The 15,523-nt window shown below is 64.3% G+C and carries 15 protein-coding genes and 1 tRNA gene; 7 read left to right on the top strand and 9 right to left on the bottom strand.

Translation table 11 applies throughout. The features are described from left to right. Positions 1 to 266: 266 nt before the first annotated feature. Genes IVB47_RS13630 through IVB47_RS13605 form a run of 6 tightly spaced genes read left to right on the top strand, consistent with a single transcriptional unit; the run spans position 267 to position 5,425 of the window. On the top strand, positions 267 to 974 hold the full coding sequence (locus tag IVB47_RS13630; protein ID WP_247463154.1) for a c-type cytochrome: 708 nt from the start codon (positions 267 to 269) through the stop codon (positions 972 to 974). A gap of 8 nt (positions 975 to 982) precedes the next feature. Beyond that, entirely contained in the window at positions 983 to 2,245 is a 1,263-nt protein-coding gene (locus IVB47_RS13625; RefSeq protein WP_247462110.1) for a cytochrome c, read from the top strand. Between the two features lie 7 nt (positions 2,246 to 2,252). Next, the gene (locus IVB47_RS13620; RefSeq protein ID WP_027566913.1) at positions 2,253 to 2,429 is read left to right on the top strand and encodes a hypothetical protein; all 177 of its coding nucleotides are present in this window, start codon (positions 2,253 to 2,255) and stop codon (positions 2,427 to 2,429) included. Continuing rightward, positions 2,426 to 3,001 carry a cytochrome C oxidase subunit II gene (locus IVB47_RS13615; RefSeq protein ID WP_247286087.1) on the top strand — a complete coding sequence of 192 codons (576 nt, stop codon included), beginning with the start codon at positions 2,426 to 2,428 and terminating at the stop codon, positions 2,999 to 3,001. Before IVB47_RS13620 ends, IVB47_RS13615 begins: the two co-directional genes overlap by 4 nt. Continuing rightward, entirely contained in the window at positions 2,988 to 4,610 is a 1,623-nt protein-coding gene (locus IVB47_RS13610) for a b(o/a)3-type cytochrome-c oxidase subunit 1 (RefSeq protein WP_247462107.1), read from the top strand. Before IVB47_RS13615 ends, IVB47_RS13610 begins: the two co-directional genes overlap by 14 nt. Beyond that, positions 4,610 to 5,425, top strand: coding sequence for a c-type cytochrome (locus IVB47_RS13605; protein WP_247462105.1), 816 nt, complete (start codon positions 4,610 to 4,612; stop codon positions 5,423 to 5,425). The genes IVB47_RS13610 and IVB47_RS13605 overlap by 1 nt, the downstream gene beginning before the upstream one ends. 165 nt (positions 5,426 to 5,590) lie before the next feature. Here the strand turns inward: IVB47_RS13605 and IVB47_RS13600 are convergent, their stop codons facing one another. Continuing rightward, positions 5,591 to 6,061: a type II toxin-antitoxin system RatA family toxin gene (locus IVB47_RS13600; protein ID WP_247462103.1), complete on the bottom strand. Its 471-nt coding sequence runs from the start codon at positions 6,059 to 6,061 to the stop codon at positions 5,591 to 5,593. 6 nt (positions 6,062 to 6,067) lie between these two features. Beyond that, positions 6,068 to 7,024, bottom strand: coding sequence for a lipoyl synthase (gene lipA / locus IVB47_RS13595; protein WP_247462101.1), 957 nt, complete (start codon positions 7,022 to 7,024; stop codon positions 6,068 to 6,070). A 130-nt stretch (positions 7,025 to 7,154) separates the two neighbouring features. On the opposite strand from lipA, the gene IVB47_RS13590 reads away from it, so the two are divergent. Further along, positions 7,155 to 7,757: a DNA-3-methyladenine glycosylase gene (locus IVB47_RS13590; protein ID WP_247462098.1), complete on the top strand. Its 603-nt coding sequence runs from the start codon at positions 7,155 to 7,157 to the stop codon at positions 7,755 to 7,757. A 2-nt stretch (positions 7,758 to 7,759) separates the two neighbouring features. On the opposite strand, the gene IVB47_RS13585 is transcribed toward IVB47_RS13590, so the two are convergent. The 7 genes from IVB47_RS13585 to IVB47_RS13555 form a co-directional block, all read right to left on the bottom strand. Continuing rightward, entirely contained in the window at positions 7,760 to 10,636 is a 2,877-nt protein-coding gene (locus IVB47_RS13585; protein ID WP_247462096.1) for a valine--tRNA ligase, read from the bottom strand. 140 nt (positions 10,637 to 10,776) lie between these two features. Continuing rightward, on the bottom strand, positions 10,777 to 11,550 hold the full coding sequence (locus tag IVB47_RS13580; RefSeq protein ID WP_247462094.1) for a DUF2497 domain-containing protein: 774 nt from the start codon (positions 11,548 to 11,550) through the stop codon (positions 10,777 to 10,779). A gap of 305 nt (positions 11,551 to 11,855) precedes the next feature. Next, entirely contained in the window at positions 11,856 to 13,247 is a 1,392-nt protein-coding gene (locus IVB47_RS13575) for a TolC family outer membrane protein (RefSeq protein WP_027566905.1), read from the bottom strand. A 214-nt stretch (positions 13,248 to 13,461) separates the two neighbouring features. Beyond that, a complete protein-coding gene (locus IVB47_RS13570; protein WP_247462092.1) occupies positions 13,462 to 14,124 on the bottom strand; it encodes a protein-L-isoaspartate O-methyltransferase in 663 nt (220 codons plus the stop codon). Positions 14,125 to 14,261: 137 nt separating this feature from the next. Then, complete coding sequence (locus tag IVB47_RS13565) at positions 14,262 to 14,441, bottom strand: hypothetical protein (RefSeq protein ID WP_007591158.1); 180 nt, start codon at positions 14,439 to 14,441, stop codon at positions 14,262 to 14,264. Between the two features lie 176 nt (positions 14,442 to 14,617). Continuing rightward, positions 14,618 to 14,692 (bottom strand) — tRNA-Asn (locus tag IVB47_RS13560). A gap of 134 nt (positions 14,693 to 14,826) precedes the next feature. Beyond that, the gene (locus IVB47_RS13555) at positions 14,827 to 15,195 is read right to left on the bottom strand and encodes a hypothetical protein (RefSeq protein ID WP_007591185.1); all 369 of its coding nucleotides are present in this window, start codon (positions 15,193 to 15,195) and stop codon (positions 14,827 to 14,829) included. Positions 15,196 to 15,523 lie beyond the last annotated feature (328 nt).

Here is a 15,523-nt window from a genome sequence, read left to right as displayed (position 1 = left end):
CCGGCACCCGGCCTTCCCTTCGCCCTCTGACAGAGGGCGTACGCACACGCCGACTCGGGCAGGAACTGTCGCGAGGTCGCCGCGTTAGGTCCAGTTTTCAAAAAGCACGCAAACTTTGTCGAATCCGATCGGGATCGCAGATATCGACCGTGGCCAAACGTCATGGCTTCTGTCTGAACTTGGCGTGGGAAAATTATTGGCGCAATAATGATCCGCTACGTTGCGGCCGGGAATCAACCCGGTCCTGTTTTCTGGAGGGCGACGGCGTGTTCGCTCGCTTCACTGCTCCGGCAATCGCCATTGCCATCCTGAGCGCCTTTGATGGTGCGGCCGCACAAACCGCTAACCAGCCGCCGGATACGATGGCGGCGCGGGTGGAGGCCTGCACGCCCTGTCATGGCAACAAGGGCGAAGGCACCCGCGACGTCTACTTCCCGCGTCTCGCAGGCAAGCCGGCCGGTTATCTCTACAACCAGCTCCTCGCTTTCCGTAGCGGCCGGCGCAAATACCCACCGATGAACTATCTGCTGGAATTCCTGCCCGATCCCTACCTGGAGGCGATGGCGGAATATTTTGCCAGCGAGCACCCGCCGCTGCCACCGCCGGCGCCGAGCGAAGTCAGCAAGGACGTCCTCGCGCACGGTGAGCTGCTTGCCACCAGCGGCGATGCCGGCCGCAACATTCCGGCTTGCGTGAGCTGTCATGGCCCTGGACTGACGGGTATGCAGCCCGGCATCCCCGGCCTGCTCGGCTTGCGCGCCAATTACATCAGCGCCCAGCTCGGCGGCTGGCGTTATGGCACTCGCACCGCGAAATCCCCTGATTGCATGCAGCTCGTCGCCGGTCACTTGACCGAGGCGGACGTCACCGCCATCGCAGCCTGGCTTGCGACGCGGCCTGCCCCCGCGAACCCAGCCCCCGTGCCGAAAGGCACCTATGCGCTGCCATTCGGCTGCGGTAGCCAGCCCAACTGACGAGGCGGATGATGGGCTTCAAATTGTCGATCAAGCTCCTGTCCATCAAGTTGCTCGCCATCGCCGCGTTCACCACGGCAGCAGCCGCGCAGGACAAAGACAAGACCGGCGACATCATCGCGCGCGGGGAATATCTGGCCCGTGCCGGCGACTGCACTGCCTGCCACACCGCGCCGGAAGGACGTCTGTTTGCCGGCGGCCGTGCCATGCCGACACCGTTCGGCACGCTGTACACCTCCAACATCACGCCCGATCCGGAGACAGGCATCGGCAAGTGGAGAGCCGACGACTTCTACAAGACCATGCACAGCGGCCGCTTTCCCGACGGCGGGCTGATCTACCCGGCGATGCCGTTTGCGTCCTACACCAAGGTCACGCGCGCCGACAGCGACGCCATCTTCGCCTATCTGCGCTCGATTGCGCCGGTGAACCAGAAGAACAAGCCGCACGAATTGCGTTTCCCTTACGACAACCGCCAGCTCATCCTCGGCTGGCGCACGCTGTTCTTCAGCGAGGGCGAGTTCAAGCCGGATCCGAAAAAATCGGCGGAATGGAATCGCGGCGCCTATCTGGTCGAGGGCCTCGGCCATTGTGGCATGTGCCATTCGCCGATCAACGCGCTCGGCGGCACCTCGCAATCGGACGCGTTCAAAGGCGGCCTGATCCCGATGCAGAACTGGTACGCGCCCTCGCTGACGTCGAACCGTGAGGCCGGGCTCGGTGACTGGAGCATCAAAGACATCACGGATCTGCTCCAGACCGGCGTTTCCATGCGCGGCGTGGTTTACGGCCCGATGGCCGAGGTCGTGCACAACAGTCTGCAATATCTCGATGACGCGGACACCAGGGCGATGGCGGTCTACCTCAAGGGCATCGCGGAGCCCTCGCCTCCGCCGGCCGCGAGCTCGGCGCTGCCGACCAGCGAGAGCAGCCTTCTGATCAGCCTCGGCAAGACCGTCTACGACAAGAACTGCGCGAGCTGTCATGGCACCCAGGGCGAGGGCAAGCCGCCGCACTGGCCGCCGCTCGCCAACAACCAGTCCATCGAGATGCAGTCGGCGGTCAACCCGATCCGCATGGTGCTCAATGGCGGCTATCCGCCGGGCACCAAGGGCAATCCGATGCCCTACGGCATGCCGCCCTTCGCCGGCCTCCTCTCCGACAACGAGGTCGCCGCCGTCGTCTCCTACATCCGCACCGCCTGGGGCAATCGCGGCACGCCGGTCTCGGCGCGCGAGGCCAACGAGCTGCGCTCGGCACCGCTGAACTGAGGGCCCCATGTTCAATTCCGACCCGCCAACCAGCCCAGCCGTCGCCGACCAGGCCATCGAGGAAGTCGTGGCGCAGGGCCCATCCGGCGCGATAGTGGTCGCCGGCATCGCCACGGCCTGCGTGGTCGCGATGTGGTTTGCCTTCTATCTGTTCGTGTTCCTGCCGCGCGGCTCGCTGCAATGAGCGTCGAGGGAGCCCACAGCAACGGTAGCGCCAGCGCCGAGGTCGCAGCCCGCGTCGAGCGGCGCTGGGCCACCATCGCCGTGATTATCGTCGTGATGATGGCGCTGCTGGCGGCATTCGCCGGTATCCATCGCGCGACCATGCCGCAGCCGCGCGTCGAAACCACCGATCCCTCGCGGCTGCATCTGAGCGGTGAATTCGTCGAAAGCAATCTCGGCAGCGTGCTGGAGGCCAACGGCAATGTCACCGTGCGCGCGATTGGCCAGCAATATTCCTTCACGCCGGCCTGCATCGTGGTGCCCGTCGACACGCCGATCACGCTGCGCGCCACCAGCGCCGATGTCGTCCACGGCATCCTGATCCAGGGCACCAACGTCAACACCATGCTGGTGCCGGGCTACATCTCCGAGCAGCTCATGCGCTTTACGAAGAGCGGCGACTATCTGATGCCCTGCCAGGAGTTTTGCTCCTTCGGCCACGAGGGCATGTGGGGCAAGGTCAAAGTGATCGACAAGACGGACTTCGCGAACCGCGCGAAGGGTGGCGGGAGGCTGAGCTGTGTTGGTCAATAGAAAGCTCATCCTCGCCCATTTCTGGCTGGCCTTCGCCGTGTTCGGCATCGCGCTCATGCTCGGCGCCTGGCAGATGTTCATCCGCAGCCCGATCGGCACTTGGCTGTCCAATCCCGAACTCTATTACCGCTCGCTGACCGCGCACGGCACGGTGATGGGCTATGTCTTCCCGACGCTGGTCGCGATGGGCTTTGGCTATGCCATTAGCGAGTCCGCGCTGGAGCAGCGGCTGGTCGGTGTGCGCTGGGCTTGGGCGGGATTCTGGCTGATTGTGGTCGGCGCGATCATGGCGATGGTCCCGGTCGGGCTCGGCCGCGCTTCGGTGCTCTACACGTTCTACCCGCCGCTGATCGGCAACGTGTTCTACTATCTTGGCGTCGTGCTGGTCGTGGTCGGCTCCTGGATCTGGGTCGCGCTGATGTCGATCAATCTGCGCGTCTGGCGCAAGGCCCATCCCGGCGCGCCGGTGCCGCTGGCGATGTTCGCCAATGTCGCGGGCTCGTATCTGTGGGCCTGGACTGCGGTCGGTGCCGCGCTCGAGCTGCTGCTGCAGATCATTCCGGTCGCGGCGGGGCTGAAGGCCACCATCGACGCCGGCCTTGCGCGCGTGTTCTTCTCCTGGACGCTGCACGCCATCGTCTATTTCTGGCTGATGCCGACCTACATCGCCTATTACACCATCGTGCCGCGTGCGATCGGCGGCCGCGTCTATTCCGACAGCATGGCGCGGATTTCCTTCATCCTGTTCCTGGTGGTGGCGATGCCGATCGGCATGCACCACACCTTCGCGGATCCGCAGGTCGGCGCCGGCTTCAAGTTCATCCATTCGGCTTTCACGGCGCTGGTCGCGCTGCCGACGCTGCTGACCGTGTTCACGATCTGCGCCTCCGTCGAGATCGCGGCGCGCCTGCGCGGCGGCCGCGGCATGTTCGGCTGGATCAGGGCCCTGCCCTGGGACAATCCGATGATGCTGGCCCTCGCCTTTTCATTGGTCATGCTCGGCTTCGGTGGCGCCGGCGGCCTCATCAACATGAGCTATCAGCTCGATGCGTCGATCCACAACACGCAGTGGATCACCGGCCATTTCCACCTGATCTTCGGCGGCGCCATCGTGATCATGTATTTTGCGATCGCCTATGATCTGTGGCCGCATCTGACCGCGCGCGAGCTGATCGACGTCCGCCTGATCCGCAGCCAGCTCTGGCTGTGGTTCATCGGCATGATCGTCACGACCTTTCCCTGGCACTGGGTCGGCATTCTCGGCATGCCGCGCCGCATGGCCTATTTCGACTTCGGAGACCCCGCGATCGCGCCGCAGGCCCCCTCGGTCACCCTCTCGGCCATCGGCGGCTTCATCCTGCTGGTGTCGGGCATCATGTTCATCGTTATCCTTGCTCGCGGCATGCGCGCGCCGCAGGTCGACGCCGGCCCCTATCGCTTCGCGCTGGCGGTGCACCAGCCCACAACGGTCCCCGTCGCGCTCAACACTCATGCGCTGTGGGTGGCGCTGATGATCGCGCTCACCCTCACCAATTACGGCTATCCGATCCTGAATCTGGCGCTGACCGAGGGCACCTCTGTGCCAGCCGTTTATGTGGGAGCGCAGTGATGAGCACGCGCGACCTCTTCACCTTCACCAATCGTCATTTCAAGGCGAGTGTGATCATCACCGCCGCGATCCTGATCGTCACGGCGATTGCGGGCTTCCTCGTGCTGCCCTTCGCACAGCCCTGGGTTCAGTTCGCCAACGTTTGGGACGCGATCTGCAGCGCTGCCGGCGTGCCGCAGCGCGCGGCAAGCGTGACGGCGCCGGAGCAGACCAGGCGCCTGTCGGGGGTCGTGCTGACGTCGAACACGCTGGCACGCCCGAACCAGGAGGCGATCGGACGCGGCGCCACGCTGGCGCAGCGTTGCGCGATCTGTCATGGCCCGACCGGTGTCAGCCGCGCGGATTCGCCCAATCTTGCCGGCCAGTACGCGGCCGTGATCTACAAGGAGCTGCATGATTTCCGCACCGGCTCGCGCGCCAACGCCGTGATGTCACCGTTCGCCGTCAATTTGACGGACCAGGAGATCGCAGATCTCTCGAACTACTACGCCTACCTGCCGCGGCTGCCGGCCTATCACCCGACGCCGCAACTGCCGAAGCCAAACATCGTGATCTACGGCGCACCGATGCGCGGCATCGCGCCCTGCGGCGCCTGCCACGGCAGCCTCGACAACAAGACGGGCAGCCCGTGGCTCGAAGGCCAGTCCGAGGCCTACATGAAGGCGCAGCTGCAGGCCTTTGCCTCCGGCGAGCGCCGCAATGACATCAGCCAGCAGATGCGCAACATCGCGCGGGCGATGACCCCGCAGGAAATCGAGCAGGCCGCGGCGTATTATGCCTCGCAGCCGCCGGATGTCGTGAAGGCGGTGGATTGAAATTTTTGGCACGCCTGCCTCCCCCATGCGCTGGTGGCGGAGTGATTGCCCCAGCTCGTCATTGCGAGCGCAGCGAAGCAATCCAAAGTCGGAGGGATGTCTGGGTTGCTTCGTCGCAAGGGCTCCTCGCAATGACGGAGGAGAGAGCGTGCCCGTCCGCAACCACTACGACGACGCCAGCTTCCGCCGTCCGTAGATCGCATCCGCCCGCTTCTCGAACGCGATGGAAAATCGCGCGAACGCGGCGTCGAACATCGAGCCCATCAGGAGCGCCAGCATGCGGCTCTTGAACTCGTAGGCAAGGAAGAAACCGACGTCGCAGACGCTCTCGCCTTTGGGCTCGAACGTCCAGCGGTTTTCCAGATTGCTGAAGGGACCTTGCAGATATTCGACCAGGATCTTCAGATTGGCGCGGTCGAGCGTCACGCGGCTGGTAAAGGACTCCCTGACCAGCTTGAATGACACCGTCATGTCCGCGACCAACACCTCGGTGCCGTCAGGTTTCGCCAGGCGCTGTCGGACCTTCAACGCGCTGCACAGCGGCACGAATTCCGGGTAGCGCTCGACGTCGGCCACCAGATCAAACATCTCGGACGCGCTGTGATCGACACGGCGCTTGCTCGAAAAATTGGGCATGGCGATTCAGCGGGTGCTTGCTGCCCGCGCGGCCTTCAGTTTCGCAAAATCCTCGCCGGCATGATGCGACGAACGGGTGAGCGGACTCGCCGAGACCATCAGGAAGCCCTTGGTGTAGGCGACCTTCTCGTAGGACGAAAACTCGTCCGGCGGCACGTAGCGCATCACGGCGTGATGCTTGCGGGTCGGCTGGAGATATTGCCCGATGGTCAGGAAATCGACGTCGGCGGAACGCAGATCGTCCATCACCTGCTGCACCTCGTGGCGCTCTTCCCCGAGGCCGACCATGATGCCGGACTTGGTGAAGATGGTGGGATCGAGCTCCTTGACCCGCTGCAGCAGCCGGATCGAATGGAAATAGCGCGCGCCCGGCCGCACCGTGAGATAGCACGACGGCACGGTCTCGAGATTGTGGTTGAACACGTCGGGCTTCGCGGCGACGACGACCTCCAGCGCCCCCTCCTTGCGCAGGAAGTCGGGCGTCAGGATCTCGATCGTGGTCGAGGGGCACGCGGCGCGGATCGCGCGGATGGTCTGGGCGAAATGCTCGGCGCCGCCGTCAGTGAGATCGTCGCGGTCGACGGAGGTGATGACGACATGGGCAAGCCCGAGCTTGGCTACGGCCTCGCCGACGTTGTGCGGCTCGGCCGCGTCGAGCGCGTTCGGCATGCCGGTCTTGACGTTGCAGAACGCACAGGCGCGGGTGCAGGTGTCGCCCATGATCATGAAGGTCGCGTGCTTCTTGTCCCAGCACTCGCCGATATTCGGGCAGCCCGCCTCCTCGCACACCGTATGCAGGCCGTTGGCGCGCACGATGTTGCGGGTGTCGGCATAGCCGCGGGTATTGGGGGCGCGTACGCGGATCCAGTCCGGCTTCGGCGGCGAAGCGGAATCGGGCCGATTCACCTTTTCGGGGTGACGTGGGCGCAGCGGGTTCGAGATGGTATCGACAATAACGACCATGGGGTGTCCGGTCTGACCAAGTCCTACCTAGTCGGTCTGGCCGGGCATCGCAACCCGGCTCGCCCCGCTTCAGGGAACATGGCAGATATGGGCAATATCCTGCTCTGTTCTCTGGCGATTCTCACCTCGAATGGCTCCAGTCTCGAAACCTTCCATACCCCGGCTCGGCAAAGCCCTGAAGCGTGCCTTTTTCGCGCGCAGCGTCCACGAGGTCGCGCCCGACTTGATCGGCGCGACGATGCTTGTCGACGGCGTCGGCGGGATCATCGTCGAGGTCGAGGCCTATCATCATACCGAGCCGGCGGCGCACTCCTACAATGGCCCCACGCCGCGGAACCAGGTGATGTTCGGCCCGCCCGGCTTTGCCTATGTCTACCGCTCCTACGGCATCCATTGGTGCGTGAACTTCGTCTGCGAGGAAGAAGGCTCGGCGAGCGCCGTGCTGATCCGCGCGCTGGAGCCGACCCACGGAATCGCCGCGATGCGTCGGCGGCGCCATCTCCAGGATTTGCACGCGTTGTGCTCGGGCCCGGGCAAGCTGACCGAAGCGCTCGGCATCACCATCGCGCACAATGCCTTGCCGCTGGATCGCCCGCCGATCGCGCTGCATGCGCGGACGGAGGATCTGGAGGTCGTGGCCGGAATCCGGATCGGCATCACCAAGGCCGTCGAGCTGCCCTGGCGCTATGGCGTCAGGGGCTCGAAATTCCTCAGCAAGCCGTTTCCGAAATAAGCCTACGAGGCCTGCTTCAGCCGCTCCAGCGCCTCGAGGAGCTTGGCCTTGCGGGCGAGCGCAGCCTCACGCTTTTCGCGCTCCTCCTCGACGACCTCCTCGGCCGCGTTGGCGACGAATTTCTCGTTCGCCAGCTTGGACTCCGCGCGCTTGATGTCGGAATCGGCCTTCCCGATCTCCTTGTCGAGACGCGTGCGCTCGGCGGCGACGTCGATCACGCCCTTCAGTGGCAGCGCAGCCACCTCGCCGCGCACCAGGAGCTGGACCGCGCCGTCGGGCGCACGGTCGGCGAAGGAGATGTCCGACAGCCGCGCCATGCGCTTGATGACGTCGCTCCAGCGCGGCGCGCGCTCCTTCGTCTCGGCCGAGGCACCCGCGAGCACCAGCGCGGTCAGAGTCGCCGGTGGAATGTTCATCTCGGCACGCACCGAACGGATCTGCGTGACGAGATCGATGACCCAGCCGATCTCGGCCTCGGCCGCGGGATCGGTGAAGTCGGCATGGTCGAAGATCGGCAGCACCCAAACCGGGGAGACGAGCGCGTCGGTCGACCCCGTCGTCGCCGCGAGCATCGCAAGCTGCTCCGGCGTCGGTCCGGCCGGCTTCAGCGGCCACGGTGCCAGCGCGAGCAGACCGTCGCGCTTGGCCGTCACCTCCCACAGCTCCTCGGTGATGAACGGCATGAAGGGGTGCAGCAGTTTCAGGATCTCGTCGCGCGCCCATGCCACCATGGCGCGGGTCTCGGCCTTGGCAGGGCTGTCGGGGCCGAGCAGCACGGGTTTTGCGAGCTCGAGATACCAGTCGCAATAGACGTTCCAGACGAAGCGGTAGATGCTGCCGGCGGCGTCGTTGAAGCGATAGGCCTCGATCGCCTCGGTCACCTCGCGCGTGGTGTGCGCGCTCTCATGCGCGATCCAGCGGTTTAGCGTCTCCTTGACCTTCGCCGGCTCGAAACCCTCGGGCACGGCGCAGTGGTTCATCTCCGCAAAGCGCGAGGCATTCCAGAGCTTGGTCGCGAAATTGCGATAGCCCTCGACACGGCTGGTGGCGAGCTTGATGTCGCGGCCCTGCGCGGCCATCGCGGCCAGCGTGAAGCGCAGTGCATCGGCGCCATATTGGTCGATCAGGCTGAGCGGATCGATGACGTTGCCCTTCGACTTCGACATCTTGGCGCCCTTCTCGTCACGGACGAGGGCGTGGATGTAGATCGTCGAGAACGGCACCTCCTTCATGAAGTGCAGCCCCATCATCATCATGCGGGCGACCCAGAAGAAGATGATGTCGAAGCCGGTCACCAGCGCGTTGGTGGGATAGTAGCGCTGCACTTCCGGCGCGTCCGCGGGCCAGCCGAGGGTCGAGAACGGCCACAGCGCCGAGGAGAACCAGGTGTCGAGCACGTCCTCGTCGCGCGTGATGAAGCCGTCACGCTTGTTGCGGTCGAGCGCCATCTCGCGGCCCTGCTCGACCGTGATGACCTCCTGCTCGACGTAATAGCCGAGGGCGTGGCTGACGGCCTCCTCCTCGGTCTCGGCGACGAACACCTTGCCGTCGGGACCGTACCAGGCCGGTATCTGGTGGCCCCACCAGAGCTGGCGCGAGATGCACCAGGGCTGGATGTTCTCCATCCACTCGAAATAGGTTTTTTCCCAGTTCTTCGGCACGAAGGTGGTTTCGCCCGAACGCACGGCGGCCATCGCCGGCTTCGCCAGCGTCTTGGCGTCGACATACCATTGGTCGGTAAGATAGGGCTCGATCACCGTGCCGGAGCGGTCACCATGCGGCACCATGTGGGTGTGGGGCTCGATCCGCTCGACGAAGCCGAACGATTCCAGCCGCTCGACGATGCGCTTGCGCGCTGCAAAGCGATCGAGCTTGTTGAACTCCTCGGCGAACTGCGCGGCACCTGCCGGCAGGTCGCGCAGATAATCTTCGTTGTCGAGGAGATCGAGGCAACCCTCCTTGTCGATGACGCTGATCCGGGCGAGGCCATGGCGATTGCCGACCTCGAAGTCGTTGAAGTCGTGCGCCGGTGTCACCTTGACCGCGCCCGAGCCCTTCTCCGGATCGGAATAATCGTCGGCGACGATCTGGATCTTGCGGCCGACCAGCGGCAGGATCACGTTCTTGCCGACCAGCTTCTGATAGCGCTCGTCATCGGGATGCACGGCGACGCCGGTATCGCCGAGCATGGTCTCCGGGCGCGTGGTGGCAACGACGATGAAGCTCGAGGGATCCTCGGGGCTGAAAGTCTTGCCCTCGATCGGATAGCGCAGGTACCAGAGGCTGCCCTTGACCTCGGTCTGCTGCACTTCGAGATCGGAGATCGCGGTGAGCAGCTTGGTGTCCCAGTTCACCAGCCGCTTGTCCTTGTAGATCAGGCCGTCGCGGTGCAGCTCGACGAAGACCTTGACCACGGCCTTGGAGAGGCCCTCGTCCATGGTGAAGCGTTCGCGCGACCAGTCGCAGGAGGCGCCGAGCCGCTTGAGCTGGTTGATGATGGTGTCGCCGCTCTCGGCCTTCCACTGCCAGACCCGCTCCAGAAACTTCTCGCGGCCCATCTCGCGACGGCTGGGCTGCTGGCGCTCCATCAGCTGCCGCTCCACCACCATCTGGGTGGCGATGCCGGCATGGTCGGTGCCGGGCTGCCACAGCACGTCGCGGCCGCGCATGCGCTCGAACCGGCACAGGATGTCTTGGAGCGTGTTGTTGAGGGCGTGGCCCATGTGGAGCGAGCCCGTCACGTTCGGCGGCGGGATCACGATGGTAAAGGGCACTGCGTCGCGACGGTCCGGGCGGCCGGCCTTGAAGGCAAGGCTGTCCTCCCACACGACGGACATGCGGGCTTCTATATCGGCGGGCTGGTAATTTTTCTCGATCATGGTGCTGTTAGAAAGCCGCGCACGGGGTCCAAGTCAACGGACAAGTCAACGGAAAGCCAGGCGGCAACAGGGCTTTCCGGTCCGGTCAGGGGACAAAATATATCGCACAAGCAGGGTTTTTGAGGGCTCTGCGGCCCGATCTACCTGCCGCCGCGCGATACCCGCTCGATTTCCGCCTTCACGATGCGTTCAACGAGGCCCGGCAAATTGTCGTCCAGCCAGGATTTCAGCATTGGACGCAGCATCTCCTTGACCAGATCCTCCAGCGTTCGCGCATTGCTGCTGAGCACCGTGTGGGCCAGGGAATTGAAGGCGGATTCGACCGCGGAGACCGTCGATTGCGCCAGGATCGGCTGTTGGGGCGGCAGTGGCGGCGCATCGAAGTCCACCGGCGCATAGGATGCCGGCGTCGGGCGCGGCGGCGGCGATTCGGCGAATTCGAGATCGTCGCGCGGCTCGACCTTGCGGAAGCTCGGCGGCGGCGGAGACGGCGTTGGCTCCATCGCCAGCGCCATATCGTCGGTCAATTCCAGCACGTCGGGCTCAGGTTCGGGCTCCGGCTCGGGAGCACGGATTTCCGGCGCAGCGGTGGCCGTGTCGAGGCCCGCTAGCAGTGCGTCGATATCGTCCTGATTGTTGGATGCATCCGCCTCGGGTGCCGGGGCTGGCGGCGCTGCCGACTTTGCAGCCGGAGCCGGTGCGGGCTTCTCGGCGGCCGCTTTAGGCGGCGCGACCTTGGATGGCGGAATATCGTTGATCGCCTGCGGCTTCGGTGGCGCGGCGGGGGCGGCAGCTTTCTCGGGCTTGGCAGCATCCGCCGGCGGCGGCTTGGCCTCATCGTCGGCAATGATGCGCCGGATCGAGGCCAGAATCTCCTCCATCGAGGGTTCTGTGACCTTTGCAGGCTGCGTCATCTCCGACTCCACATCATCAACGCCCTCGCATGCGTTGTTTTACACCAAGCACGACAGGATTGGCCGGTTCCGGATGGGTGGCCCGACATTTTCGTCACGGCAGCCCGACTTGTCCCCAGATGACGGCCCAACGTGCAGCGGTGCGCCCCTGCCCTCGGCACTCATGCTTTACGCACACGGCATCGGATGCAGAGCGAATCGGCCCGCATCTTCTTGGCAAGGCTATGTCAGGGATTTTGCTGATTGCAAGCAAAGCACCGGTCGGCTTCGACTATTCGCGAGGCCGACCGGACGATTACGGGACTCTAGCGTCCGTCAGGCGTGCGCACGCCGGCCCAGCTGTCGCGAACCTGTTGGTAGTGAACGCTGGGATCGTAGACCGTGGTGTTGAGGCCGAGGACTTGCGGCGCGAGACGGCCGACCGCATTGAGCACCGAATAGGACGCCACCACGCGGTCATGCTGGGCAGTGACGAGCGCAACGCGTGCGTTCACCAGCGCCTGCTGCGCGTTGAGCACGTCCAGCGTGGTACGCTGGCCGGCCTTGGCTTCTTCGCGCACGCCGTTCAGCGCGATCTCGGAAGCCGTGACCTGCGCCTGCGCAGATTGTACCTGCGCCTTGCCGGCTTCCAACTGCCCCCAGGCCTGCACGACGTTGGCACGGGTCTGGTCGCGGGTGGTTTCAAGATTCAGGCGCTGCTGCGCCAGGTTCTCTTTCGATTGGCGGATGAGCGCATATTCAGCGCCGCCCTGATAGATCGGCACGGAGGCGGTCGCGATGGCGGAAGCGGTCGTCGTTCGGAAGACCGTCAGGGTCTGCTGGTACGACTGGGTGATGCCAGCCTGAACCGTGAGGGTCGGCAGCAGCGCGCCTTCGTTGATCTTGACCTGAAGATAATTGACATCGATGCCGAACATCGAGGCCGTGACGTTGGGGTTCTCCACCAGGCTGAGACCGACGGCGGAGGCGAGCGTCCCGGGCAGGAAACGATCGACGGGCGAGCCCGGCGCAAGGTTCGTCGGCTCATTGCCGATGATGCGGCGGAAATTCGCGCGCGTCGTCGTGAGATTCGATTCGGCAGTCAGTGCCTGGGTCCTGCCGGCCGCGAGCTGCGCTTCGGATTGCGCCACGTCCGTGCGCGTCACTTCACCGACATTGAAGCGATCGCGGGTCTGCTTGAGCGTCTGTTCGAGCACGCGCACGTTGCTGCGCTGAACTTCGAGGGTGGCGGAGTCACGAAGATAATCCATGTAGCTGGTGGCGGCCTGCAACAGGACCGTCTGCTCGAGCACGCGCAACGCCTCGCGGGATCCCGAGACCTGGCTCTCCGCCGCGCGCGTCCTGTTGGCGGTCTGATTGCCGTTGTAGAGCGTCTGGTTGATGGTCAGGCTGGCGCTATTGGGCTGAAGGGGCGGGTCGCTATGGATCGGCAGACCCTTCTGCTGCTGCTGAATGTCCTGATATTGATAGCCGGTGCTGAGGTTGACTCCGACCTTGGGGCGATAGCCCGACAGCGCCTGTGGCACGTTTTCGTCAGTCGAGCGCACCTGGGCGCGCTGCGCGTTAAGCTGCGGATTGTTCTGATAGGCGCGCACCAGCGCAGCCTCGATCGTATCCGCCAAGGCAGGCGTCGGCGCGACAAGCGCCAGCAGCAGGACCGAAACCGCTGCTCCGGTGAAGAGCTTCACCCCATGCATCCAAAAATTCCGTTCATTCTAACGCCCGGCTCGTGCCCGCGAGCTGGGTTACCGTCTACGAGTGGAGTCGTTGCCCCGCCGCAACATAGGACGCGGTCAAGCGCGACGGAACTACCTGAGGGTGGTTCTCAGTGGAAACTCTTCACGTGCAGCATCCCGGCCACACTTCTGATTCAGAACGGGATTTTAACGGGCTAAAGCCGCTATCGGGCCGTCAGAATACGAAGGCGGCGGCCCGTTCCAGCCCGGGAAGGACCGGGGCCGCGGCATCGAACAGCGCCCGATGGCCGAATTCGCCGTGGGTATGGGTCACGATCATGGCGCGCGGCGGCCTGGATTCGGCCGAAACCCCCAACAGGCGCCCACCCTCCTTGAGCTGCCCGAGCAGCCCTGCCGGCGTCACCTCGGTGGCGCCGTTGAGGACGATCACATCATAGGGACCAGCAGCAGTATCACCCTCAGTGCAGGCCGCGGCCTTGCAGGCCACGTTGGCAAGCCCGAGGGCGGCGAAGGCGTCATTGGCCTTCTTGGCCAGCGCCGAATCGCATTCCGTCGCGGTGACCTGGCGTGCGAGCTTGGCGGTCAACGCAGCGAGATAACCGGTGGCGCAGCCGACGACCAGCACGTTGTCGTCCTCGCCGATCTCGGCGGCCTGGAGCAGCTTGCCGGTCAGCCGCGGCTTGATCAGGAACCGCTTGACGCCGCCCTCGCTGACGTCGAGATCGAGGTCGAGATATGCCACTGCCTGCCGGCTGGCCGGCACGAAGGCCTCGCGCGGAACCGTGAGCATGGCGTCGAGAACACGACGGTCGGTGACGTCACTGGTGCGCACCTGGCCATCGACCATTTTTAGGCGCGCCGTCGAGAAAACGGACATTTGCGGACCCTGCAAGGCGGACGATGCCGCGGACGAAAGTTGGCGGCATCTTTGGAGCAGGCCCTGCAAAAACGCAACATGGCTTTGGCCCGCGAACCGGGCCCTTCCGCAACTCGCAACGTCGAGGGTGAGCCGGCCTACTCGATCGTGACCGCGAGGCGGCCGATCAATGCGGCGACTTCATCCAGCCGTGCCGAATCGTGGGTCTCGACCGCGCGCGCCAGACAGGCGAGGCATTCGTCGTCGCTGAGTTCGGGGATGTCCGCCGGCAGAATGGAGGGAGCCAGCGGGGAACGGTCGACCTGGATGTCTCGCATGGGAATCAGCTCCGTAAAGGACCGGCCCCTGGAAGCTCGATTTCAATTGAGTCGTTTTGGCGTCACCAAGGAGGATGCAGGCTCGCCGCGGTACACATCAAATTGAGAATCTGCCGCAACGAGATCGCACAACAGATCAGAGTCTGGGCGCAAGTCGCTGAAAATGATGCGGAATTTGGCTCCCCGGGCTGGATTCGAACCAGCGACCATCCGATTAACAGTCGGATGCTCTACCGCTGAGCTACCGAGGAAAAGGGCGAACCCGTCGTTCGCGCGCGGCTGCGTATAACAAAGCCGCTTGCGCTTGCAAAGGACGAATTCGCCATCTCTCACATTGCGGCGAGGAAGGGCGCGTGGCCCCTCCTCCGCCTGGCCTCAGGTCAAGTTACTCGGCGACGAACGAAGTGGTCTTGGTGCCGGAATCGTAGCGCAGCCGCAGCGCGGTGAACTTGCAGAGGTTGACGTTCTTCCAGAGCACGGTCTCGTCATAGTTCTGCCAGTCGACGCGGACGTTCCAGACGCATCCTTCGTCGTCATCGTCAAACTCGACATAGGTGCTCGCCTGGTTCTGCAAAACCTTGTCCAGCTCGTTGTCCCATTCGTCCATGCCATCGTCCGGGGCGTTGAAGCCCAGGAATTTGATCGCATAGCCGGTCTCGTTGACGACAGTGACGTTGCGGGCGTCAGCCGCGAACGACGGCGCGGCAGCAATCGATAGACCGATCGCAATCAGTGCAGATAGAAAATACTTCATATGAAATTCCCCCGATCGAAACGGGCTTTCGGCGCCTGACGTCGATCGGCGCAGGCGCCGCGGCAACCAATGGCGTTGCCTCGAAGGATTCGTCGGAGGCGCAATCGAAAGGTTCAAGACGCGATCGATCCGCCTCCGGCGCGTTGCACGACGCGAGACGCGCAACGAGCTAATTCTTACCGATTCGAATTCTCCGCAGCAATGAACCGGCATTCATAGATCGGCGCGGCTTGCAGTCTCCGGCGCGGGCGCCGCATGCGGACGGGCAACGCAAGGTCTTGTAGCCCGGATGGAGCGAAGCGTAATCCGGGGCCTTGTATCCGCGGAA

The sequence above is a fragment of the Bradyrhizobium sp. 62 genome (assembly GCF_023073035.1).
Classification (GTDB): Bacteria; Pseudomonadota; Alphaproteobacteria; order Rhizobiales; family Xanthobacteraceae; genus Bradyrhizobium.
This window is presented reverse-complemented; position numbering and strand designations above follow the sequence as displayed.